The following is a 23322-nucleotide window of genomic DNA, read 5'->3' as shown; positions in this document are numbered from 1 at the left end:
AGAAAGAAAACCAAAAGAGGGAATGAGCGAAATGGAAAATTCTCTGAATCACGCTTTAAATTTGCGAAGAGAGGGCAAGCTGTTCGAATCCCACCACATTCTTGAAGAAATGATATCGGTGGATCCGGAAAATGCATTGCTGCGCTATGAGTATGCCTGGAGCTGCGACATCCTGGCGAAAGACGATGAAGCGATTTCTTCCTATAAACTAGCGCTAAAACTCGGACTGCCAGAACCCCAAGCGGTGAATGCATATGGACAGATCGGTTCTCTTTACCGGTTACAAGGGTGTCTTGAAGAAGCCGAACACATTTTAATGTCGGGCATGTCTAAAGTACAAGATGACAGCCTTCTTAAAATTCACTATGCATTCACTCAATATGATTTTGGGGACTCAGAAGAAGCGATGCGTTGGATGGTCGAGGCGCTCCTAAGCTCAACGAGGAAACCGGAAATTCTCTTGAATCAACGGGCAATCAGTTATCTTGGCAGCAATTTGAATGCGCCGGATATTATAGGAATCCTTAAGGGGCCTTTTGGTGACGAAATCAAAGCTTCAGAAAAGGAGAAATCACTTATAGAAAAAGTGGAGGGTGTTCTGAAGGTTTTTGAACCCACGTATTTCCATGGAGCTTGGACATTCGAATTTCATCGCTATGATCTGCATTTTGCCGATTCGGATGATCAAACCCAGCGTGCAGCATTTGCGGCATTCTCCATGATGGCTGGCATTTGGGAGACCGGAAGTGCCACTTCTTTTATGCCGCAGCACGAGCGGAAATACACCGGAGGATTTCGTCCGGATAAGCCCTATTTCGAACTCAATGGCTATATCGCTGCTTTTTATTCAAATTACACTGCTCTCGAGCAGGAATTTCCGGTCATGACGGTTTATGCTGTGGCTGCTCTTAGTGCCATTGATGGAAGAAGCAAACTTGGATTGGAACAAGATTTCCCGGAGATGGACCCGACCCTATTTCAGCAATTTAGGAAAGACATTCTTATGCCGTACCGGCAAGTAAAGAAAAAGCTCCCGCCATTCGAAGATTTCCTTAATGAAATTGGATAAAATTCTTCCTATAGTCCGTGGTAAAATTTGGAGCTGGATAAAAGAAGGAAAATGTGAGAGAGGTGTTTAAGAAAAGCCGAAAAAGAGAGGCGGGAGATCATGAAGAGGACGAAGAAGGTAGCCAGTATCGCAGTTGTGGCTTTTTTAGCTTTGGGACTTGCAGCTTGTGGAAACTATGAGGGAATTGTGGCGGGAAAAGGAGATACAAGTTTCACCGTGACGACAGATGAAGAGAAATCGGAAAAAGTGGAGGTCCATCTTACCGATATTACTGAGTTCAGCGGAAAAATCAGTTCGTACGAAGAACTGGAAGAAGGCGACCAGCTCAAGGTCGTGCCTGTGGACACCACTACTGAATTCCCGTATATCCTGGCTTTGGAAGTGGTTGTAGAAGAATAGAAGATAAGCCACGGAAAAAGTAGGCGCAAAAGCTATCGCGTCGATTTTTTCCGAGATTTGACCACTAATAGAATCAGCCGAATCAACCCGATGATTCCGAATAAGACGAAGAAAGTAAAAAGCCAATCTCCGTAATTGATGTTAGCTTCTGCAAGGCTGTTCATAACCGCTCATCTCCTTCCTTCTTTATTATACATATTAATTGCCAATAAAGTTTCAGTTTTTCTAAAAAAAGGCAGATGAACCATTATAAATCGAATGGTAAAGTAGAAAAGACTCTACAATTTCCTGTTATCTTTTATTCCAAAAGTAAAACCGATAGGGAGAGCCGAAGTCTCGCAGCTTCGCTTCTCCTTTTTCTATGCCTTCAAATGGATAGAAAAAATAATTTCAGAAACGCTGTTAACTTTTTACAAATGAAAGGGTCTTATAAGCGGAAGGAGGGGAGCAATTGAATCCTCGGGAAGAGTTGATGGCGGCATTGCATGGAAAAACAGACATCATCTTTAAGTATTTGATGAAGATCGGCGCGAGCAAAAGCGATGCGGAAGACACTGTGCAGGAAGCGGTGTACCGGCTGATGCTGTACATCGATTCAGTTGATGGGGCAAAAGCCTATAGCTGGCTGTTCCGGGTAGCCGTCAATCATTACTACGATTTGTGCCGGAAACAGAAAAAAGAAATACATACAACTTTTGATAACCTTGAATTTGTCGATGACTCGTTTTTGCCGGAAGATTTTGTCCGGCAAGGAGAGATGAGAAGTGAAATTGAGCAGGTGCTTGATCAATTGCCTCCTCTCCAGAAGCAATTACTGCTAATGAAATATGAAATGGACTTAAGCTATGCTGAGATTTCTGAAATGCTGGACTTGAATGTAGGAACGCTCAAAACTTACCTGTTCCGAGCGAGAAGAGCATTCAAAGAACAATACGAAAAGGAGATGGCAAGGCATGAAAGATTCTCATAAAGAAAAAGAACTGGATCAGCTTTTCAATCAGCATTCAACTGATGACTCATTTGGAAAGATCATTAACAAAGCCAAAAGAAAAACAATTTTTCGGAATGCCGTCATTTCAGTTTTTGTTCTCGGATTATTCACTATCGCTGCTGGAATTGGCTGGCTGTCAATTATGCGCTGGCAGGAAGCAAAAGCATTGCGGGACATTGAATTGTTTAGCCAGATTACCGATCCGAATATCGAGGAAATGGGTCCGCAGCAGCAGAGTAATGGTTTGTTTGAAAGCTTTTTAAGGTTTGAACGCTATAAAGTGATCGAAGGGATTCCGGTAGATTGGAGCGAGGAGACGATAACCTACAGCCTTTTTGGCGGCGTTAGCGGGTTTTCCGGCGACCATTCCTATATTCAAATTGTCGATGAAGCAACTGATCAAATGAAGTTTTACGACCGGAAAACGAAGCAGCGCGTGCTCGGTTTTTATCATCCGGAAGTGGAATACGCCGGACTCGCAGATGGGCTAGGCGAATTCGGAAATTTCCCGGAAGAAACGATAGCTGAACTCGCTTTGTCTTTTGACCAAGCCTATACGCCCGAACAAATCCGGGAAAGTTTGCCGGAAGAAGTCACATTGAAATGGTATTGGATCGACACGTATTCTTCGGATGACCTGGAGCGGATGAATCAAAAATTTGAAGGAGAATTCGTTAATTTCCCTGAACTTTCGGATCAAGTATACGGTATCGAAGAATTTCAATTTGATGAAGAAATCTTCGCCGAAGAAGAACAGCCGACAAGCGAAGAAGGGTTCGTAAATAGGATTCAAGAGGGGATGACGCTGGAAAATGGCAAATACTTTAGCGAATACAAGCGAATCCATGACTTGTTGAAAGGAGGCGATGAACGTTTAACGTCAACAGATGTAAAGGTTATCGGTGCAGTCGTAACGGGAACGAAAAAGAACTTGCAGGCTTTAGAAGACATGCCGATAGTGCGGGCATCAGCTTTGGGCGTCACAGTGAGTCCTTATCAATGAAGTCCGGTATTTACAGAAATAAACGCGTTTTCTAAAAAAGAACGGCTAAAAGGATCCCTCCTTTCAGCCGTTCTTTTTTCATTTTCGTCTCCAGCCTTGGAATTCCGCAGCCTTAAAATTATAGAGCGGTTTTAGAATGGACTGGATTTCAATGGTTTCTTTCGTGTTTTGGATAATTTCATCCATCGGTTTATAAGCAAATGGCGACTCATCGATAGTGTCCTGGTTCACGCTCGTCGTATAGACATCTTTCATCGTATCCGTGAAATCGTCCAAGTTCAGAAGGGCTTTCGCTTTAGTGCGGGATAGGATGCGTCCTGCACCGTGCGGGCCAGATTGGTTCCAGTCGTCGTTGCCTTTGCCTTTTGCCAGAAGGGAGCCGTCGCGCATATTGATCGGAATCAGCACAAGCTCATCTTTTCTGGCTGAAATGGCGCCTTTTCGCAAAATCATATGGTCCAGGTCAATGTAATTATGGACCGTGTCGATGCGCCCGGCTTCGTCAAAGTTCATCGCTTCCAACAACACCTGCATCATCGCTGCCCGGTTCCATTTGGCGTAACTCTGGGCAATCTTCAAATCGTTGAAATAATCTTCCATCAGGGAATCTTGCAAGTAAGCGAGATCATTCGGAATGGCCGGCTTCTTGGATTTATAAGATTTCATCGCGGCTTGGATTTCCCGCTCGCGCCCCTCGGCTTTCAGTTGGGCAATCATTTCATTGAGCCCTTCTTTATCACTGGTTAAGCTTTCAATCGCCTTTTTCTGATGATAATTCGCAACTCGCACGCCTAAGTGGCGGCTGCCGCTATGGATGACCATAAACAGCCGGCCATCTTCTGTTTGGTTCATTTCAATGAAATGATTGCCTCCGCCAAGCGTACCGAGCGAAAGAGCGGCTGTTTCTTTTGAAAAATTCGCCAGTACTTGATCAAGGTCGATGTGGCGGATATATTCATGAGCGGTTTGGCGAATCGATTGGCCGGAAGGGACAAGCGTCTGCACCGCTGCATCCAGTTTCGCAAAATCCACATCGGTCTTTTTAACTTCCACACACAGCATTCCACACCCAATGTCCACGCCCACCAAATTAGGAACGACACGGTCAGTCACTTTCATGGTAGTGCCGATAACCGCGCCTTTTCCTGCATGGCAATCTGGCATAATGCGTACATTTGCTTCATGCGTAAGTTCTTCGTTTAAAAATCCTTCTATTTGAGCAACCGTGACTTCATCAATATTATTTGTGAAAACTTTTGCATCGCTGTATTTGCCTTTAATAACTTTCATCGCCCTCAACTCCATTTAAGTGATTCATCATAATCTGCTTTATAAAATCTCTATTGTAACGGAATAAAAAAGAAAAGAAAGAAAATTCTCGCGGAATTTATTTGACAAGAGGAACTAGGAGGATAATTCCTGATTCACAATGAATGTAACAGCAAGACAAAAATCACGGCTGCTATGTGGATGGCAGGAAATTTAAAAGAGAAAAGGAGGGAAGAAGATGGCAAAAGTCTGTTTTGGAATGATCATGTCGCTCGATGGGTTTGTGAACGACCGAGACGGGGAGATGGGCAAGCTGTATGCAAGTTTTGAGCCGAACGAGGAGATCAATAACATGATGGCACGGACGGGTGCCGTCATACTCGGCCGCCGCACGTTTGACTTGGCAGACGCCGATTCCTATGCAGTGGATTACGAGTTTCAAGTGCCGCTATTTGTGGTGACCCATCATCCTCCGGCCGTACATCCGAAAGAAAATGACCGGTTGACCATCACGTTTATCACTGAAGGCATTGAAAGCGCAGTCCAGCAGGCAAAAGAAGCGGCGGGAGAAAAAGACGTGCTGATTCTCGGAGCGGATGTTTTCCGGCAAGCATTAAGAGCCGGGCTCGTGGAAGAGCTGCAGATGGCGATTGCCCCGATTCTTCTTGGGAAAGGGCTCCGTCTATTCGAGGAGCTGGAAGAACTGGAAATCCAATTAGAAAAAATCCGGGCCATCGAAACCCGCGAGCAAGTGGAGATTTGGTATAAAGTGCTTCGGTGAGACCCCTCTAACGCAAGAGTTGAAAGCCAGTAGTGAATATTCGCTCTCTATTCTACTGGTTTCAATTGAAAGAAACTTTTCATATTCCATAAATATTTCTTCTGAATTTCTACGCCTTTGACGCAACACCCTGAAAAAGGCATCCATTAATAAAATTTTCGAGGGGCAGATAAAAAGGATTAGACGACTTCAAAACAGGGGATAGGAGATACACGCTGAAAGTATTTCATGAATTGGAGGAATGGCAAATGAGCAAGGTGACAGTAGGAACAGAAAACGGTGCGCCAATTGAACTTCATGTGGAAGATGTAGGTTCAGGAAAACCAGTCGTCCTGATTCATGGCTGGCCGCTTAGCGGTAGATCGTGGGAGAAGCAAGTGCCGGCATTAGTGGAAGCAGGCTACCGGGTTATTACATACGATCGGCGCGGGTTCGGGCAATCTTCGCAGCCTTGGAGCGGCTATGACTATGATACATTTGCAGCCGACTTGAATGAAGTTTTGGAGCATTTGGACCTCGAAGATGCAACCTTGGTTGGATTTTCGATGGGCGGCGGGGAAGTGGCGCGCTATATTGGCACATATGGAACGGGACGCATTTCAGGCGCCGTATTGGCAGGGGCAGTGCCGCCGTATCTTTATAAAACAGATGAAAACCCGGACGGCGGCTTTGACGATGAAGCGATTAAAGGCTTGGAGGACGGAGTCAAGGCCGACCGGCTCGCTTTCCTTAATGACTTTTCAAAGAACTTCTTTACTGCAGGAGAAAAAAGCGATTTAGTCAGCGAAGAATTCCGGATCTACAACCGCGACATCGCTGCTTTTGCTTCACCGAAAGGTACACTGGACTGCATCGCTGCGTTCAGCAAAACCGACTTCCGGCAAGATCTCGAGAAATTTGATGTACCGACCTTAATTCTTCACGGGGATTCCGATGCCATCGTGCCGCTCGAAGTAAGCGGACAAAAAGCGCATGAACGCATCGCAAATAGCCAGCTTGTAGTTGTGGAAGGCGCGCCGCACGGGTTCAACGCCACACATGCGGAAGAATTCAATCGAGCGCTTCTTGACTTTTTGAATAATAACTAAATCATTAGTTGGCTACGAGTGGGCCTGTTCTTCGGAATAGGCCTGCTTTTATTTTGTCTATTCAACAAGGTGGAAATGGTAGAATTGATGAAAGCCCATTGTTTTGTGTAACATAGCAGGAATTTTATCGGGTACTATGGAAGGCTTCTATAAGAAAAATGAAATAAATGTGCAGGGGGAGAAGCGATGTTTAATCAAAAAAGAATACGTGATTACGGTGTGGAGATTGGCCGGCTGAAGACCGGAGCGCGCAATGCAATCACCGATGTCGAAGGCGTGTCTGTAGGACATGTGACACTCAGCGACGGCAATATGCAGACAGGGGTGACCGCGATATTGCCGCATCCAGGAAATCTCTTTAAAGAAAAATTAGTTGCTTCAAGCCATGTTATCAACGGGTTCGGGAAAACGATGGGTACAATCCAGATGGCCGAACTCGGTACATTGGAGACACCGATTCTGTTAACAAACACCTTAGGCATCGGAGTGGCAGCCGATACGTTAATCGATTACATGATGGAGCAAAATCCGGAAATTGGCCGGACAACGGGCACGGTCAATCCGGTCATCGGGGAATGCAACGACATGTTCTTAAATGACATCCGGGCGAAGCACGTAAAACCGGAACATGTGCGCGAAGCACTGGAAAATGCAAGCATCGAATTTGAAGAAGGCGCGGTTGGAGCAGGAAGAGGAATGCTTTGCTACTCGCTCAAAGGCGGCATTGGTACGGCTTCCCGCATCATGGAAATGGAGAGCGGAGAATATACAATCGGTGTTTTAGTGCTGTCGAATTTCGGCATGTTAAGCGACTTGCTGGTCAAAGGCAAAGCGGTCGGCGAAGAATTGAAACAAGCGATGTCGGATTCCCATAAAGAAGAAGACAAAGGCTCGGTCATGATTATTGTGGCAACGGATCTTCCGGTATCCGAGCGGCAATTAAACCGGATTCTCAAGCGCTCAGTGGCCGGCTTATCGAGAACCGGTTCGATCATTACGAACGGCAGCGGCGAAATCGCTCTCGGCTTTTCTACAGCGGCGAAAATCCCGCATGATAAACCTGCGCAGCTTTTGGAAATTAAACAAATCCACGAAGAAGAAATGGACATCGCTTTTCGGGCAGTAGGCGAAGCGGTGGAAGAAGCCGTCTTGAACTCACTTGTGACTGCAGAAGCGGTCGTTGGACGCGATGGAAACTCTCGCCCCGCGTTTAAAGATTTAATTGAAGAATTCGGCATATCTCTTATTTAAAAAGAAGTCCGCAAAGCAGGAGTGAAAAGATGGATAGGAAAAAGGACGAAGCAAAGAAAGGGTTAGGAAGCTATAAAGGAGGCGCACTCTTATCAGGAGTGCTTCTCATAGTGTTAATCCTTCTAAACGACCAACTCTACAGTAACGTTATGAATTTGAGTTTGCCGGTTACGCTGATTGTATTACACATTCTCATTTTTAAGCACCTGATACCACAAAAACGATATGTGGCGTATTCCGGTTTCCTGCTTGTACTGGGGCTGGCCATTTACTTGGCGCTTCCAGCACTCACGCAACAGGAGGCTCAGCATAAAGCGGCAGGGCGCTATCAGCTGGAGCAAGTAGAGGCGACGACTGTGCCTACTCTTCCAGCCAGCTCCTGGAATCCTTTTGAAGCGGATAGTGCCTACTTTTTCATGGGGCAATCGCCAGCCGGCGAACAAATTTATTTACTGGTGAACCCGGCGAATGGAAAAGTGGTTATGAGTGAACCGTATGAAGGATTTGGAAAGGATAAAAGAGATGGTGCATAACATGAGCTTTAAAAACAAAAAAGAAATCGGCTTTAAGCTGATTTCTTTTTTGTTTGGTGATGAGATCAAGCAGAATCTGCTGGTCTTCAAAAAATTCGACAACCTTTTCAGTCGGGACAAAAGAAGGGATCGTGAACTTTTTTTCGCTGCCGTCGTTCAAATAGAAGCGAAGGGTTCCGGTAGCCGTTCCGACCGTATGGAAAGTGGACTTGGTCTTTAATTCAACCTTATTGATGGCCGTGAGATGAAGATCAAAATTGTTTTTTGCTGAAAGCAGGGTTTGCGGATTCTCGCTCATTTGGCGATCGACGGCAGCTTCCCGCTTCTCGATGCGTTTGGTTAAAATGAGCTTTCGAAAAGCCATAAAGGCAATGCCCGCAACGAGCGGCAGGTTGTCGTCGCTTGCTTTATCATAAAACTGGCCGCCGACTTTTGCGAAAACGAGAGAAGATTTGGTTGGATAAACTTTATAATAATGATCCAGCGCCAATGTGCTTGGTGCAAGTAAATGGATGGTCGAATTCATTGATTTTCCCCTTTAACTATTCATTTCTTTCCTAGTATGCGTGATGAAAGAAAGAAAATAAATGAGAAACTGCCGGAGGGTGGCTTTTTTAGCATAAAAAAAAGGCGGCTGTTATACATCCGCCTGTCTTACGTTTATAATTTGTTTTCTGACAGACACCACAATCCAGCAAAAAACCAGCGAGACTGCAGGCAGTATCAGATTCCAAGGTGAATAGTAGATGCCTCCACTAAAGCCGTAGCTGCTGAAATACCAGGTTTCATAGGCCAGATTCAATAGCAGTGTCACCAATGGGCCAATAAAAATCTTTCCGGTGATAAGAGATACGGCGATGCCGATGCCAATCACGACAATGGGAAGAAGGACAAGTTGAAAGAGAAATGGATCGATTGAGTTGGTAAATTCCATAAGTAGCCTCCGCTTCAGTTGATAGAAATCCATTGTATCAAACATTTCCTTTTTTTGGTGAAAAAGTTAGATTGAAACTTTCTTTGGGATTTAACTGTCTAAATGGCACAAAGGGGAGGGAAATTAATTGATAAGAAAACGCATTCGCGATTTTTTCTTGTGGAGTTGATGGCTGGTGGTCAGCAACTGAACTTCCGGATCAACAATGGGCAGTTTGGAATGATGAAGGACAGCCCCCGTACCCTTTTAAAATTTTTAATCGATGGGAAGAAGCGATTGCCTTTCTTTGTGAAGAATTGAAAAAGAGGAAATCGATGAAGAAAATTGGTGTCCAGAAGGATTTGCCGAAGGGAAAAATGTATTCGAAAAGAAACCGGATAGGTCCATTAAATGAAGAGGTAAAAAGACAAGCTATTATTGCTAATTATTTTCAGAATACATTTTAGGTGCTATCAAATTAGTACGCTTTGTCACTGCCGGTGATAAAATGATTCTTCCGCAATTTTGATGAAGCCTCTTTTCGGGAATTACAGCAGTAACGATTCTTTCAGCAGGAAATATGCATTTGTTTTTTGAAGTCTTTTATTCACACCAGCGCACCGCAAGTTCAATTAGTAAAAGGTTCTCGGAGTGATGGGAAGCAGACCTTGTAAAAAGAACCAAAATTGAAGTAGATCATTACAACCGGAAGTATTATTATAAGCTGTCCAAAAGGGGCTATTGGTTTTTGGAATAGGACAGGTATCTGACGGCAAAACAAATAGAAATTCGTTTGAAGCATCAAGCTGCCACTAAAATACCGTACGCTCACAAATATGTATTGGTATGGATTGAGTATTTTTGAGAAAGCTAATCGGATTTTCCCATCTACTTAGTATTCTTTAATAGGTTGGGCCAGACATGGGGAAAGAATAGTTTCAATTTTTATTGATAGGAAGGAAGAGGTAGTATGCAATTTCCAACACGAATAGGCATTGATCCGGCTGGATATATCTTAAATCAAACATCAACACAGAAAATCCATCCAGTATATCGGGAACTGCTGAATCAGATCCTTGCGAGGTTAAAAAGATGCGCAGGAGCTAAGTTACATAGCGTCTATATCTACGGCAGTGTAGGAAGAGGGGAAGCGGTCCAAGGAACTTCAGATATTGATTTGACGGTCCTATTGACATCCCCGCTGCTCCCGAAAGAAAAGGCTCTTTTGGATCGTGAGACAGCAGCGCTTGTTCGCTTGAATCCGCTTGTGCCAAAAGTAGATTATGATATGGGAGTCGTAGGCGAAGTCCTAAAACAAGAAAACCAATTTTATTGGGGATTTTGGTTGAAGCATGTATGCAGCTGCATTTATGGAGAGGATCTATCCGTGAAATGGCCCCAAATGAAACCCGATATTCGAATCTGTCAGGCCATGAACCAAGATCTTATGGAGACACTGGCCGGCTATCGAAAGGCGATTTTGGAAAAAGAGACCGATGCGTATACGCTGCAATCCATTTTAAAACGGATTGTCAGGGGCGCTTATTGCTATGTAGCGGTGAGAGATGAAAGCTGGTCCACCGATATCCGTGAAAATCTCCAAATTCTCCAGCATTATTTCCCGGATGAAGCATATTTCAAGGGAATTGAAGAAGGGCTTCTTCTCCAGAAGCCCCTCAACAGAGATGATGTCCTAAATTGTTTGGATTACTTCATTACTTGGTTTAGCGAACACTCGATCGAAGGAAAAGAATAAGGATTGCAAGAATAGAAATCGTTTATTTTTTCTGTATTCAAGTCATTGGGGTTAGACGCATCCAGAAAGTAGGATGATTGCCATTTTTGGCTTTGAATCGCTTGTTTACTGCTTGGACTATCCCGGATTGGATAAATTCTTATCGCCATTTTTCCCCTGGGACGAAGAAGGTCTAAGAATATGAAATAGAAAAAAGGAGACCGGTAGTGCACCCCGAAAGTTAGAGTTCTAATCTGATTTTGGGGCGCACCACCTTCTCGACTGCGATCATAGAGGCTGATAAAGTCTTATACCAATTTTTACTGTTTTTCATTTCTTGCTCCTTATAGTGTTTTAAGTTGTGCGAGTCCAATAAACATTTGTTCAACTTATATAGAAAAGTAAATGTGAGTGAACAGAACGGAGGAAAAATATGTGCAGCCAAGGCGTCCCGGCAATCCGGAATCTGAAGGATCTGGTGAAGGTATTAAAAACTGATCATGAAAGAATTATCTTTTTAGAGACGCGCCTCTCCCAAGTGGAAAGTACAGTTACATTTGCTAAGAAGCATGGCAAAGAAGCGCTAATGCCTGTCGATTTTATTACAAGGTCTTAAAATCGATGAGTTTGGTTTAGGGTACTTGCTTAATAATGTAAAAGTCGACGGAGTTATTTCCACGCGGGCAAATGTCATTGCATCTGTAAAAAAATGAAGCATTATAGGGAGTCACAGATGGTTTGCTCTGGATTGTCATGCACTTGCCCATAATATGGATATATATCGGGAAATCCAACCGGAATTTACTGAAATACTTCCAGGCATAATTCCAAGTATTATTAAAGAGATTCAAAATGCCACTGGGATACCAGTAATAACCGGAGGCTTGACCGAACAAAAGGGCATATGGCTATCAAATCTGGGGCTTATGCTGTAATTGCATCTAATGTAAAATTATGCAAAGACCGTTAGGAATAAGAAACGAATTTATAATAATTAGAAAAATTAACGCGATTGAATTGACAGCGTTTTCATAAACTATTATACTAGGTATAAGTTAACAGCTTGTGACGAGATTAAGAGACACATTGAGTACTTTGGGCAAACCCCGAAGGTATTTGATGTGTCTTTTTGTGTGATGAGTATGAGAATAGGAGGAGTCGAGGGAGAGTTCAGATATCAAAATTACATTGAGTTACAAGTAATAACTTTGTGAAACAAGGGGGATCATCATGAAAAATGTAAAAAGACCATTAATTTTATTGATTGTCGCACTATTACTTATTGGTATCGGCAGTGCAGTTGCTGCTAGCTTTAACAGTGCCGGCGGGGATGTAGATGTGTCCCGTATTTATTTTGACACTGAGCGGGGAGAGCTGTCGGGTTTGCTTTATAAGCCAGAAGGGGCAGACGAAGAGGCAAGGCCGACAATCATCGCCACGCACGGGTATTTGAACTCTGGTGAAATGCAGGATGCCCAAGCCATCGAAATATCTAAGCGGGGTTATGTAGTCCTGGCACTGGATATGTATGATCATGGACATTCTACTGGAACGATGGAGAAACCGATTCCGTTCTTCTCCTTCTGGCCGCATGCTATGTATGATGCGGTCCAATACATGTATGAACAGGATTATGTATTGAAAGATGGCGAAGGAAATGGGATTATCGCTGTTTCCGGGCACTCCATGGGTGGCTTCTCTTCAACGCACGCAGTGATGTTGGATGAGGTTGATTTCCAGGAATCAGGTATCCGTAAAATTCAAAGTTCCTTGACGATGGGTTCTGATTATCAGTGGTTGAAAACACTTGGCTATACAGACGAACAAATCAACGCTTCCTATGGGCCGCGTCCTTCAGGGAAAATTGCTGGCGTTTACGATGAATTTTTCTTTAATGCAGAAGCAGCTGCGGCAGGTCAGCCTGTCGTTAAGAAAGACTACGTCAGTACAGCCGAAGGCCTTGGGTTTTTAGGCGGACTGGAATCAGCGCAAGCGAGTGAATTTTATGAAGTGGATGGCGGTCAACGGATTATTTACCAGCCTAATGAAACACATCCATGGAATCATTTTTCACAGCAGTCTACTGAATATGCAATCGACTTCTATGACACAGCTTTTTCGGATTACGGTAATTTAGTGGAAATCGGTGAAGATGGACAAACATGGATGTGGAAAGAGTGGTTTTCATTTATAGCTTTGATAGGTTTCTTCCTCCTTTTCATTCCAGTTATCAGCTTGTTGACGAAACTCCCATTCTTCAATTGGGTTTACACAGAGCGTCCGGCGGCGCTTTCTGCACCAAAATCAGATGGTGCGAAACTTGCTGGTTATGTACTGCTTATTGTGGGAGCGCTTTATCCGGCCCTTTTCTTTACGGCATTATACAGCGCTAATGAAACAGGGATGACCTTGCTGCGTCAAATCAGCATGATCGCCATTGGATTATCTGGGCTGATATTATTGTTCAGCTTTGTAAAAAATTCGGCCAAGTCAGTAAAAATGGGCTCGGGGCTAATTCTTGGCTTAAGCATCGTACAATATATTTTCCTCCGTCAGCAGGAACGATTTTTTGCGACTACAGAATGGTTTGGCGGAGCTACTGTCAATCCAATTCTCTTCTGGGCTATCAATGTTGCGATAGTGACGCTGATGATTTTGGTTGGTTATCACTTTGTTTCGAAAAAAGCAGAAGGAGCACGTTTCGCGAATTATGGATTACGTGCTAACATCAAAACGATCGTCTCAACTTTTGTTACCGCTATACTTGCTGTCATTATCGGATATGCTGTCCTCTATTTAGTGGATGCAATTTTCCAAGTCGATTTCCGTCTATGGACCGTAGCAGTAAAAACATTTGAAGAACAGCATGTATGGGCTCTTTTACGCTATGCGCCATTATTCTTCATCTACTATTTCATCATCGGAATATCAGTCAATGTCAATACAGCCAGCAGTTTTTATGATGGATGGAAAGGTTATGGCATATCCATTCTCCACTTTATCGGTGGATTGATCCTATATTTGATCTATCATTATGGCTTGTTGTTCATTACAGGGACGGGCGGCTATCCTGCAGAGTCATTATCATCGATTATTGTAATCGGTCTTGTGCCGATCCTTTTGGTAGCAGCAGTTTACAATCGTTACTTTTTCAGAAAAACTGGAAATGTCTATGTTGGGGCATTTCTGAATACAATTCTATTAACGATGATTACTTTAGCAAACACAGTTCTTTATACAATACTCTAGTGATTTAAAGAATGAAGGAGAAGGGAGAAGGGATAAATGAACCGCACCCCAAATGGGTCACTTTTTTAAAGTGTCTACCATTTGGGGTGCGGTTCAGTCATGTTACAAGCCCTTTTTTTATTAATAATAGAGGATTATCGATACTCTTTTCTAAAATGTTTACTCAACAATCGTACCCGATGGCTATAGACTACTACAAACTCCTTTGCCATCCGTTTATTCATACAAAATACAATTCTGTTGTGTATCATGACCGAAGAACAAGATTAACAAATTTTGTTTTTGCTTCCGTGTAGGCTTCTCGATCAAGATTAAATTCTTTTGCTAGATTACTCTTGAGACGGGCATACTCAAAAACTAGTTGCGGATCATCCCTTAATTTATCACGGAAAAGTAATTGCTTTTCCCATCGTTGTTCTCCCTTTAGCATTAAGTGAAGATGGGCTACACGTTTATCGTTTTTTACCTTCACAAAAAATCTTCTCCAGTCTTTATTATCTAAATGGGGAGGTACATAATGCCAGTCATCGCTAGATAACAACGCAGAAATATCAGTGACCCGTTCAAATGAATCAACATCAGCCATTATATCGATGATTGGTTTTGCAGGAAGATTAGGAACAGAAGTACTGCCTATGTGTATTACTTGCCCTATTCCAAATGGAGAAAGAAGTTCATAAAGCTGTTTTTCCTCTTGTTTGCCCTTTTCTAACCACATGGAATCAGGATCAGCTATTTCAATCGATTCCGTTGCCCAGACTGGCCAATTAGTTTGGTCCTCATTTTTGCTCATAATTAACCTCCTAAATAAAATGAGTTATCGGCTAATCCTTACATTTGCTAACCTTGGACATTTATTAATATTTAAAAGTCTTTCCTATATTCCACAAAAGGGCGCGTTTCTTGAAGATTAACCTTTTTTATTCACAACTATTTAATCTAACATGTCAATAAGCCATCACATCAACAGATTCATTTATACTTTCTTTTTATAAATATACCACTTGGTTATGAAAATAGAGGATTATTTTATTTAAACCGTTTTTATGAATAAAAAAATAGACAAATAAGGCCTTTTCTTTTATGTACTTTATAACGCTTTGTGAGAAACTGATATTGATATTTCCAAAAGGAAAAGCACCATCAATGTAGGATGGCGCTGTAAAGTGTAAGCATCAACTAAGGGGGATTGATTAGCTGACTCCACATATCAAGGCATTCCTCCTGGAGGAGAATGTCCCAATCATGCTTGACGCGTTTCGGGATTTCGAATGATTTGAAATCCTCTTGGAAAATTTCTGCTTGTTTGAAAATCTCAAGCAAAAAAACACCAATCAAAGATGTGGCTGAAAAATGGAATTTTTCCCGAGCCGCCATTTATCATTGTTTGGAAAAACAGTAAATCGGAAAGGTTGCTGCTTATGCAGAATGTACCACTTCCTTTAACTGGCTCTTCAGAAGAACATTGTAAGAATCCGAGAAATCGATCAACTTAGTTAGACTACACTAGAAGTGGTTGAAGCTGATCACGACAATTTAGTTATCGGTATTAAATAAACATAAAAGCTATCTTCCTTAAAAAAGGAAAGATAGCTTTTATGCCAAGTAAGACTTGAACTAGGTGCAAAATAGCACTTAGAGTGCCTGAATACGCAATTGACTATTTTCCCAATAGACTGTAAAATCAATAGTCCTGCCAGCTAAATGCTGGCATCAAGGGAACTGTGAAAAGTTCATTCTTCTAGTGAAAAGGATGGAGACCATGAATAAAGAACAATTGATGGAAAGCGCACGCAGCATGAAAGAAAGAGCATATATTCCCTACTCGAAATTCCCGGTAGGCGCTGCTTTGTTGATGAAAGACGGCACAGTGGTCAACGGGGTAAACGTAGAGAACGTTTCACTAGGCGCTACAAACTGTGCGGAGCGGACAGCTATTTTTACAGCTGTTGCCCAAGGATACAAAAAAGGTGATTTCGAAGCGATCGCAGTCGCAGGCAACACGGAAAACTACCTTCCGCCTTGCAGCATCTGCAGACAAGTTATGGCTGAATTCTGTTCGCCTGAAATGCCGATGTATTTAACGAATGAGAAGAAAGAAATATTGGAATTAAAGCTAAAAGAGTTATTGCCATATGCTTTCTTAGATTTAGAAATGTAAGATCTGGACCATCAAATGAATTAGAGAAAAGGAGTAATCCCAAGAGTGATTTGGGATTACTCCTTTTCTTTTTGGGCCAGGGTATACAAAACATTTTTAAAACTTTATTCTAGAGAAATCGTTGAAATGATAGAAGGAAAATTAATTTTAAAATAATTGTAACGAAATAGAAGGCCAAGGTATTAATACTAAGAACAGGGAAAGTGAGGGCCGCCATGAACCAGCTTGAAAAGGAGTATGAAGAAATCCAACCGAAAATCTATGCATTCTTTTACGCCAAAACAGGCAATCGGGCAACCTCACAGGATCTCTGCCACGATACGTTTTACGAGGCGTGCAAAAATATTGCGTCATTCAATGGCGAGTCCACTTTGTCGACATGGATGTTCGCCATTGCGAACAACCTCTTGAAAAAGTTTTACCGCAAAAACAAATATCAGCAAAATTTGATGGAAAAGCTAGCAGCGATTCCGGAAGCGGACATCCACTCGGTCGAAGAGTTAACGGAAATCAATGAAGATGCAAAAATGCTGCTGCATCATATCTCGAAACTCGATGATGCGGCGAGGGAAATTTTACTTCTGCGGATATACGGAGAATTGAGCTTTGCAGAAATTAGCGTGCTGATCGGCAAATCCGAAAACTACGCACGCGTTACTTTTCACCGGTTGAAATTGAGGATTCAAAAAATGATGGAGGTGACTTTATGAACAAGGATTGTGCAATCGTACAGGATTTGCTGCCTTTATACGAAGAGGAATTGCTTCAAGAGGAAACGAAAAAATTTCTGGAAGAGCATTTGCAAAGCTGTGAAGAATGCCGCCGAATTGCGGAGCAGTCGCAAATTCCGTTGCCTGCACATGTAAAACCTGGAGCTTCTTCAAAGAAAATGATCCGGAAAATAACCATGCGTTTAACAACAATCCAAATTTTCTTCGTGGCCATCGCCTTTATACTTGCGATGAGCACGACCATCATCAATGACAACAAAACTTTTATCCTGACCTATGCCATTTTAGGAGCGGTGACTTACCTGTTTTATCGTTCGGTGCTTGTTGCCGTTTTGCTTGCAGGCGTCCCGAATTTCATTTGGAATTGCTTGCTTTACATGACGGACTGGTTCGGCGAATTTTATGTGGAAAGCTTTTCGGAAGCACTTCAATTATCGCTGTTTTCTTTAGCTGTCCATCTCGTATTTACGTTTATCGGAATCGCCATCGGCTTTTGCATTCTTAAAATAAGAGAGGAACATTGATCATGAAAAAGAAACTACTATACGGTGGAATTGCGGTTTTATTGATTGGCGCCGTGATTTTTGCTTACATTCAGATGAGCGGAAATCCCATCGAAAAAAACAAGGCGAAGGAAAGCCTGGAAGCGTATTTGGAAGAAAACTATCCGGATATGGACTATAAGATCAAGCAGTCGGCAGACTATGGTTGGAGCGATGCTACATTCCGCTTTACAGTAGTCGAGCAGGATTCCGCCGCGGTTGAAACCACTTATAAAATCTATGTTTCCGCTATGGAGCCGTACGAAATACTGGGAGATACCATTCATTTTTCCAAGATCGACAAAGAGGCATCAGAAAAGTTAAATGCACAGGCAGAGGAGCACATTCTGACGCTTCTCCAGAAAAAAGTTCCAGAAGTTGAAAGTGTATCTACAGATGTAGAAGTTTATCACGACGGAGCCGACAAATGGACACCGGAGCTCGAAACGCCAAAGCCGATGCTGATCATGCTGGAAATTGAAAAAGCTGAGTTGACGAAAGATCAAATGCTGCAGCAAAGCAAAACAATCCAACAAGAGCTAAACGGCGAGTCCATCAATTATTACATGGCTGAAGTGGGTTATCGCAGTGTGGTGGACGGAGAAGAAATTTATGATTATGTCAGTTTTGCTCCGGATCAAAAATTAACGCTGAAAGATGTAAATGAAAGCAGATAGACCATGTATTTTATCGTGATCTGCACGGAAAACCTTAGATGTAGTTAAGGTTTTCCGTGCAGTTTTTATTTGCTCTGGTTACTTGGAAATTTCAAAAAGTATTTTCTTGCAGAGATTCACGTAAAAGCCGAAGATCCTGCCCCGGAGGCAAGCCGAACTTCCGGGCATATTCTCTGCTGAAATGTGAAGGGCTTTCGTATCCGACTCGGAATGCTGCTTCTGCTGCGTTCATTTCTCCATCAAGGAGCAGCCGGCGAGCTTCCTGAAGACGGAGCGATTTTTGATACTGTACCGGGCTCATACCGGTAACCTCTTTAAAATGACTGTAAAAGGAAGAGAGGCTCATTTGTGCATCTTCCGCCAGTTCTTCTACATGGATAGGTTGGTCGAATGTACAGTTTAGCCGTTCAATGGAATGGGCAATCCGTTGGGACTTGCTGCCGATAAGTGCAAAGTGTTTCAAATTATTGCTTTGTTCCGATTGCATAACTCTGTAAATAATCTCTCGAATAATACCCGAAGAAAGAAATGGAATGTCTTGCGGGGCATTCAGCAGCCGGACAAGCCGGAGTGCTGCATCTAAAAGCTCTTCATTCATGCGGCTAATGACAAGTCCTCGCTTTATTTCGTTTTTAGGCAGTTTTATTTGATCGAACGATTGAAGAATATCGAGAACCTCTTTCATATCTAGCTGCAGCTGCAAACTCAAATAAGGATTTCGAGGAGTAGCCTCGACAACCTGCCCGGCAATCGGCAATTGGACGGAAGCCGTCAAATAGCTCAATGGGTCGTAATGATAGGCCTCTCTTCCCAGTGTGACTACTTTTGAGCCTTGAGCAATGATACATAGAGAGGGCTTGTAGACAGTGTAGACCGGTTCGGAAATTTGGGAGGTTCGGATAAACTGCAAACCTGGAATAGCCGTTTCCTTTGTGCCATCGGTTTGTATAAATTGTTCAATTGCTTGCGTCAATGCTTCATTCGATTTCATAGGTGCTCCTCCAAGTTTCTAGCTGTCTTAATCTGTTTTTTCTTTCTATCCTATTTTTTTTCGGAGGATTAGGCAAGACTTAAGTAGAATTCGACTACCGCCTTGTTTGGCTGACGATTCATACTAAAACTAGAGTCAGAGATAAGCAGGTAATCAAAATTTTATTGCGCTTTCGTTTATGAAGGGAAAGGATCCATTATAATTCATGACTCGAAATTGAAAGGGGAAAATAAAATGAGCAATCAACAGGTTACATCACATCCATATATCGGCATGTGGGTCACGAAAGACGGTTATATTCGGCATGAATTGTTAGCAAACGGCCGGTATGATGAAGCTCGCGGAAAGCGCAAAAGCGCTTATCAAGGGAACTATGCAGTTAAGGGGAATCACATTGAATATGTGGATGACACCGGTTTTACAGCTGACGGAGATTTTGTCGACGGTGTTCTGTATCATGCAGGAATGGTGCTGTACCGGGAAGAATGAGAAAGAAAGGGGCGAATTGAATGTTTCCGCTTGAAGGGAAGACCGTTATTATTACAGGGGCAAGCAGTGGTATAGGGGAAGAGACTGCCCGGCTGCTTGCGCGCCAAGGAGCCAATATTGTAATTGGTGCAAGACGAACAGAACGGCTGGCCGCATTGGCAGCGGTGATTCAAAAAGATGGGGGAGCTGTAATTGCCCAAAAATTAGACGTAACAGAATTGGAACAAATGCAGGGAATTGTCGAGTTGGCTAAAAGAACTTTTGGACAGGTGGATGCAATTGTCAATAATGCCGGTGTGATGCCGCTCTCGCCGCTAGAAGCGTTGAAGGTCGAAGAATGGAATAGGATGATCGACGTTAATATCCGGGGAGTCCTTCATGGAATTGCTGCAGGACTCCCGGTTATGAAAAAACAGGGGTTTGGACAATTCGTTAACATCGCGTCCATCGGCGCCTACGAGGTGACACCCACGAGTTCCGTTTACTCCGCAACTAAATACGCAGTCCGAGCCATAACAGATGGATTGCGGAAAGAGATGGCTGGCCAAAATATTCGTGTAACGCTCGTATCTCCAGGCGTAACGGAGTCTGAACTTGCAGACAGTATTACCCACGAAGAAACCATAAATTTTATGAAGGAATATCGGCAGACTGTGCTGCCTGCTTCAGCCATTGCTCGTTCAATCGCTTACTCAATTGAGCAGCCAGCGAATGTCGATGTAAATGAATTAGTAGTGAGGCCGTTGGTTTAATATTATTTCATCTTTGAAGAATGGGAAATGAATCCATGGACTGAAAAGGACAAATTAAAAGACGGGCGAAGAATTCTGAACTGCACCTAATTTGTTAGACACCAATCTAACAAGGGGGTGCAGTTCATTCTTCAGCCCGTCTTTTCTAATGCGTTTTAGATTTCTCCAACAATTCCTCCACAACGTAAAGCGATTAATTTTCGCGAATCAGCTCTGCGAATTCACTTGCTTGTAAGGGCTTCGAGAAAAGATAACCTTGCCCGACAATAGGTCCGTTCTTTTGCAGGTATTCCATCTGTTTTTCAGTTTCAATGCCTTCAGCTACGATGCTCAAATTTAAGTTCAACCCAAGTTCAATGATCGCTTTGATGATCGGAGATTCATCCATCTGATTTAATACATCAATGAAAGATTTGTCGATTTTAATGGTGTTGATCGGCAATTTCGAGAGAACGTGCAGTGAAGAATAGCCGGTGCCAAAATCGTCGATGGAAATCTTAACGCCCAGTTCTTTTAACTGCGTTAAAATAGGGACGCTTTCTTTCACATTTTGCATAATACTTTCTGTAATTTCTAGTTCCAGGAAACTGGCGTCCAGCTGCGTCTCTGTTAAGACGTTTTTTACAGTCATCAAAAATTGGCCGTTCTGGAGCTGCGGAACCGAGACATTGACCGAAACATTCAAAGGGGGCAGCCCTTGATTCTGCCAAGCTTTGTTTTGTTTGCAGGCGGTCTCCAAAACCCAATTGCCGATAGCAATAATTTGCCCGGTCTCTTCCGCAATGGGAATAAATTCAGCGGGAGAAATAGCACCCAATTCCGGATGGTTCCATCTTAATAAAGCTTCCGCGCCTACGATATGCTTAGTTTGCAAATCCACTTTAGGCTGATAGACAAGAGATAATTGATTGTTCTCAATGGCTCTTTTCAGGTGGCTTTCAATCTCCATTTTCCGCTTCATATAGGAATTAATCTCAGCATTGTATAAAGTAAATCCATTTTTTCCGTTTTCTTTCGAAAGATACATGGCCGCATCGGCATTTTTCAGTAAATCGTCTGAAGTTTCCCCGTGGCCAGGAAAAAGGGCTATCCCAATACTTGGGGTAAGGTTTATCTCGTTTGCCAATGCCATAAAAGGAGACTGGAAACTTTCCACTATTAATTTCGCTGTAGTGAGGGCGCCAGCTTCTCCGGCATCTGGAAGGAGAAAGACAAATTCATCACCGCCCAATCGGTAGATTTGATCTTCCGGTTTCGCTGCTTTTCTGAATCTCTTTCCGGTTTCAATTAAAATTTCGTCCCCAATGTGATGGCCCAGCGTATCATTCACCATTTTAAACCGATCTAAATCGATGAGCAGTAAAGCAAACTTGCCATCCTTGCTTTCCATCATCATTTCAATATTTTGCTTTAAACTGGATCGGTTGAATAGTCCGGTAAGGGGATCGTTGTAAGCTAAATCTTTGAGTTCTTCCATAAGCTTGGCATTTTTGGATACGACATTAAGCTGCCGTACAATGACCAGCAAGAAAATGATGAGCAGCGATACATCCAAGACAGTGAGGCTAAGATGCCATTGTTTGCTGTAAATCACTAAAGCGGTAAGAAGAAAGATGCAAATATATGGGAAAAAGAATTCTTTCTTATCGAACAGCATTTCCGGTTTTACGGATTCAATTGGTTTAATGCCCTTTTTATATAAGGCTGTAAAACCGATGAGAAGCAAAACAATTATCCCGATAAGGCTTGAAACGTATTCGCTGTAATGATTTCCTGTAATAGAAACGTACGGAATTACAGCATCCGAAAGTATCTGCAGTAAAAGACCTGCAATCAAAAACAAAAGAAATCTTTTTTCGCTTTCGAATCGTATCAAATAGTAAAGGATGATGCCGAAAAACAACATGCCTAAATCAGCCAGCTGGTAGCCGATTGTATAGAGTTTCATTAATGAAGAAGTATCTTCGGTAATGAGGATCGGTTTAAGCAAATATTGATAGCTTACGCCAATAGCGCTTACCATATACACGGAAATATTGAAAAGGTACGTTTTATTGGAAAGAGAAATGCCGATCTCCTTCGATTTGTAAATTAATGCAGCCAGAAAAAAGAAATACGAAAGCACCCAAAAGAATGAAGAGCTCGCTGTCGAAGCAAGCACTTGTTGACTCAATTGGAGATAAAGCCAGATGGAGGTGCCGCTTATAGAACACAGCATCCCGATGCATAATAATAGCCAAAAATTCCGGTAGCGGCCGGGGTAGCGAAGGTATACCTGAAACAGCCAAATAAAACTAAGAACCCCTACCGTGATCTGAATTCCATTTGTCCCGATTAATTGCAGCAACTCCGAATCTGTAAAGGCCATATTCCACACGAGGAACACGGAAATAATGGAGATTATCGAGATAGCTGCTATTCTGTTCGATTTGAACACTTTATATTTCACCTGCCTATACGGTGGTTTTTATTTGAAACAAGGAGGTGAAGGTACTTCATCTATGAAAGTTTGCACCAATGAAAATTTCAATTAGTAGAACGAAAAAATTTATCATGCATTTATATGTATCGGCATAAAAAGACATTTGTGAATAGAAAAAACAGTCGAGAGAAAAATAAATGAGTAAGAGAGAAATGGCTAAGACAATGGCAATATCCCTGATCCTACTATAGCCGAATATTCTATTTATTTCCACGT

At 42.6% G+C, this 23322-nt stretch carries 25 protein-coding genes and 1 pseudogene; 18 read left to right on the top strand and 8 right to left on the bottom strand.

The genetic code is table 11. The annotated features are described in order from the left end of the window. The first annotated feature begins 31 nt into the window (after positions 1–31). A complete protein-coding gene (locus tag NFU07_RS08190; RefSeq protein WP_251476587.1) occupies positions 32–1069 on the top strand; it encodes a tetratricopeptide repeat protein in 1038 nt (345 codons plus the stop codon). A 99-nt stretch (positions 1070–1168) separates the two neighbouring features. Next, positions 1169–1468 carry a hypothetical protein gene (locus tag NFU07_RS08185; RefSeq protein WP_052649870.1) on the top strand — a complete coding sequence of 100 codons (300 nt, stop codon included), beginning with the start codon at positions 1169–1171 and terminating at the stop codon, positions 1466–1468. Positions 1469–1500: 32 nt separating this feature from the next. On the opposite strand, the gene NFU07_RS17705 is transcribed toward NFU07_RS08185, so the two are convergent. Further along, complete coding sequence (locus NFU07_RS17705; RefSeq protein ID WP_267882892.1) at positions 1501–1632, bottom strand: hypothetical protein; 132 nt, start codon at positions 1630–1632, stop codon at positions 1501–1503. A gap of 287 nt (positions 1633–1919) precedes the next feature. Between NFU07_RS17705 and NFU07_RS08180 the strand changes: the two genes are divergently transcribed. Then, positions 1920–2438 (top strand): RNA polymerase sigma factor, encoded by a 519-nt coding sequence (locus tag NFU07_RS08180; protein ID WP_251476586.1) that lies wholly within the window; start codon positions 1920–1922, stop codon positions 2436–2438. Beyond that, positions 2422–3462, top strand: coding sequence for an anti sigma factor C-terminal domain-containing protein (locus NFU07_RS08175; RefSeq protein ID WP_251476584.1), 1041 nt, complete (start codon positions 2422–2424; stop codon positions 3460–3462). Before NFU07_RS08180 ends, NFU07_RS08175 begins: the two co-directional genes overlap by 17 nt. Positions 3463–3540: 78 nt before the next feature. Here NFU07_RS08175 and NFU07_RS08170 read toward each other — a convergent pair whose 3' ends face one another. Further along, positions 3541–4752 (bottom strand): RtcB family protein, encoded by a 1212-nt coding sequence (locus NFU07_RS08170; RefSeq protein ID WP_251476582.1) that lies wholly within the window; start codon positions 4750–4752, stop codon positions 3541–3543. A 217-nt stretch (positions 4753–4969) separates the two neighbouring features. On the opposite strand from NFU07_RS08170, the gene NFU07_RS08165 reads away from it, so the two are divergent. From NFU07_RS08165 to NFU07_RS08150, 4 genes are all read left to right on the top strand, one after another. Next, entirely contained in the window at positions 4970–5512 is a 543-nt protein-coding gene (locus tag NFU07_RS08165; RefSeq protein WP_251476579.1) for a dihydrofolate reductase family protein, read from the top strand. A gap of 248 nt (positions 5513–5760) precedes the next feature. Next, positions 5761–6600 carry an alpha/beta fold hydrolase gene (locus tag NFU07_RS08160; RefSeq protein ID WP_246807788.1) on the top strand — a complete coding sequence of 280 codons (840 nt, stop codon included), beginning with the start codon at positions 5761–5763 and terminating at the stop codon, positions 6598–6600. Between the two features lie 186 nt (positions 6601–6786). After that, positions 6787–7851, top strand: coding sequence for a DmpA family aminopeptidase (locus tag NFU07_RS08155; protein WP_251476577.1), 1065 nt, complete (start codon positions 6787–6789; stop codon positions 7849–7851). A gap of 29 nt (positions 7852–7880) precedes the next feature. Then, positions 7881–8384 carry a hypothetical protein gene (locus NFU07_RS08150; RefSeq protein WP_251476575.1) on the top strand — a complete coding sequence of 168 codons (504 nt, stop codon included), beginning with the start codon at positions 7881–7883 and terminating at the stop codon, positions 8382–8384. Here the strand turns inward: NFU07_RS08150 and NFU07_RS08145 are convergent. After that, positions 8332–8910: a hypothetical protein gene (locus NFU07_RS08145; protein WP_251476573.1), complete on the bottom strand. Its 579-nt coding sequence runs from the start codon at positions 8908–8910 to the stop codon at positions 8332–8334. The genes NFU07_RS08150 and NFU07_RS08145 overlap by 53 nt on opposite strands. A gap of 111 nt (positions 8911–9021) precedes the next feature. Then, the gene (locus tag NFU07_RS08140) at positions 9022–9318 is read right to left on the bottom strand and encodes a hypothetical protein (RefSeq protein ID WP_246807800.1); all 297 of its coding nucleotides are present in this window, start codon (positions 9316–9318) and stop codon (positions 9022–9024) included. 949 nt (positions 9319–10267) lie between these two features. Here NFU07_RS08140 and NFU07_RS08135 point away from each other — a divergent pair. Beyond that, entirely contained in the window at positions 10268–11053 is a 786-nt protein-coding gene (locus tag NFU07_RS08135) for a nucleotidyltransferase domain-containing protein (RefSeq protein WP_251476571.1), read from the top strand. On the opposite strand, the gene NFU07_RS08130 is transcribed toward NFU07_RS08135, so the two are convergent. Then, on the bottom strand, positions 11005–11202 hold the full coding sequence (locus tag NFU07_RS08130; protein WP_251476569.1) for a MepB family protein: 198 nt from the start codon (positions 11200–11202) through the stop codon (positions 11005–11007). The two genes, NFU07_RS08135 and NFU07_RS08130, sit on opposite strands and share 49 nt — an antisense overlap. Before the next feature lie 263 nt (positions 11203–11465). On the opposite strand from NFU07_RS08130, the gene NFU07_RS08125 reads away from it, so the two are divergent. From NFU07_RS08125 to NFU07_RS08115, 3 genes and pseudogenes are all read left to right on the top strand, one after another. Continuing rightward, positions 11466–11648 carry a glycerol-3-phosphate responsive antiterminator gene (locus NFU07_RS08125; RefSeq protein ID WP_251476567.1) on the top strand — a complete coding sequence of 61 codons (183 nt, stop codon included), beginning with the start codon at positions 11466–11468 and terminating at the stop codon, positions 11646–11648. A 25-nt stretch (positions 11649–11673) separates the two neighbouring features. Further along, positions 11674–11967, top strand: a pseudogene (locus NFU07_RS17775) (glycerol-3-phosphate responsive antiterminator). Positions 11968–12262: 295 nt separating this feature from the next. Beyond that, entirely contained in the window at positions 12263–14281 is a 2019-nt protein-coding gene (locus tag NFU07_RS08115) for a lysophospholipase (RefSeq protein WP_251476563.1), read from the top strand. A 247-nt stretch (positions 14282–14528) separates the two neighbouring features. Here the strand turns inward: NFU07_RS08115 and NFU07_RS08110 are convergent, their stop codons facing one another. Continuing rightward, positions 14529–15074 carry a GrpB family protein gene (locus NFU07_RS08110; RefSeq protein ID WP_251476561.1) on the bottom strand — a complete coding sequence of 182 codons (546 nt, stop codon included), beginning with the start codon at positions 15072–15074 and terminating at the stop codon, positions 14529–14531. A gap of 960 nt (positions 15075–16034) precedes the next feature. Between NFU07_RS08110 and NFU07_RS08105 the strand changes: the two genes are divergently transcribed. From NFU07_RS08105 to NFU07_RS08090, 4 genes are all read left to right on the top strand, one after another. Continuing rightward, a complete protein-coding gene (locus NFU07_RS08105; RefSeq protein WP_483879662.1) occupies positions 16035–16442 on the top strand; it encodes a cytidine deaminase in 408 nt (135 codons plus the stop codon). A 215-nt stretch (positions 16443–16657) separates the two neighbouring features. Beyond that, entirely contained in the window at positions 16658–17152 is a 495-nt protein-coding gene (locus tag NFU07_RS08100; RefSeq protein WP_235197537.1) for an RNA polymerase sigma factor, read from the top strand. Continuing rightward, positions 17149–17697 carry a zf-HC2 domain-containing protein gene (locus NFU07_RS08095; protein WP_251476557.1) on the top strand — a complete coding sequence of 183 codons (549 nt, stop codon included), beginning with the start codon at positions 17149–17151 and terminating at the stop codon, positions 17695–17697. Before NFU07_RS08100 ends, NFU07_RS08095 begins: the two co-directional genes overlap by 4 nt. A 2-nt stretch (positions 17698–17699) precedes the next feature. Beyond that, positions 17700–18392 (top strand): YfjL-like protein, encoded by a 693-nt coding sequence (locus NFU07_RS08090; RefSeq protein ID WP_251476555.1) that lies wholly within the window; start codon positions 17700–17702, stop codon positions 18390–18392. Between the two features lie 91 nt (positions 18393–18483). Here NFU07_RS08090 and NFU07_RS08085 read toward each other — a convergent pair whose 3' ends face one another. Continuing rightward, on the bottom strand, positions 18484–19383 hold the full coding sequence (locus NFU07_RS08085) for an AraC family transcriptional regulator (protein ID WP_251476553.1): 900 nt from the start codon (positions 19381–19383) through the stop codon (positions 18484–18486). Between the two features lie 234 nt (positions 19384–19617). Between NFU07_RS08085 and NFU07_RS08080 the strand changes: the two genes are divergently transcribed. Both NFU07_RS08080 and NFU07_RS08075 read left to right on the top strand, forming a co-directional pair. Then, on the top strand, positions 19618–19872 hold the full coding sequence (locus NFU07_RS08080) for an Atu4866 domain-containing protein (protein ID WP_251476550.1): 255 nt from the start codon (positions 19618–19620) through the stop codon (positions 19870–19872). Positions 19873–19892: 20 nt separating this feature from the next. Next, a complete protein-coding gene (locus NFU07_RS08075) occupies positions 19893–20624 on the top strand; it encodes an SDR family oxidoreductase (RefSeq protein WP_251476548.1) in 732 nt (243 codons plus the stop codon). A gap of 193 nt (positions 20625–20817) precedes the next feature. Here NFU07_RS08075 and NFU07_RS08070 read toward each other — a convergent pair whose 3' ends face one another. Further along, a complete protein-coding gene (locus NFU07_RS08070) occupies positions 20818–23061 on the bottom strand; it encodes a putative bifunctional diguanylate cyclase/phosphodiesterase (protein ID WP_251476546.1) in 2244 nt (747 codons plus the stop codon). Between the last annotated feature and the right edge of the window lie 261 nt (positions 23062–23322).

Origin of the sequence: Planococcus sp. NCCP-2050 (assembly GCF_023708025.1) — a bacterium.
Classification (GTDB): domain Bacteria; phylum Bacillota; class Bacilli; order Bacillales_A; family Planococcaceae; genus Planococcus.
Note: the sequence above shows the minus strand (reverse complement) of the source record. Positions and strands in the feature narration are given on the sequence as shown.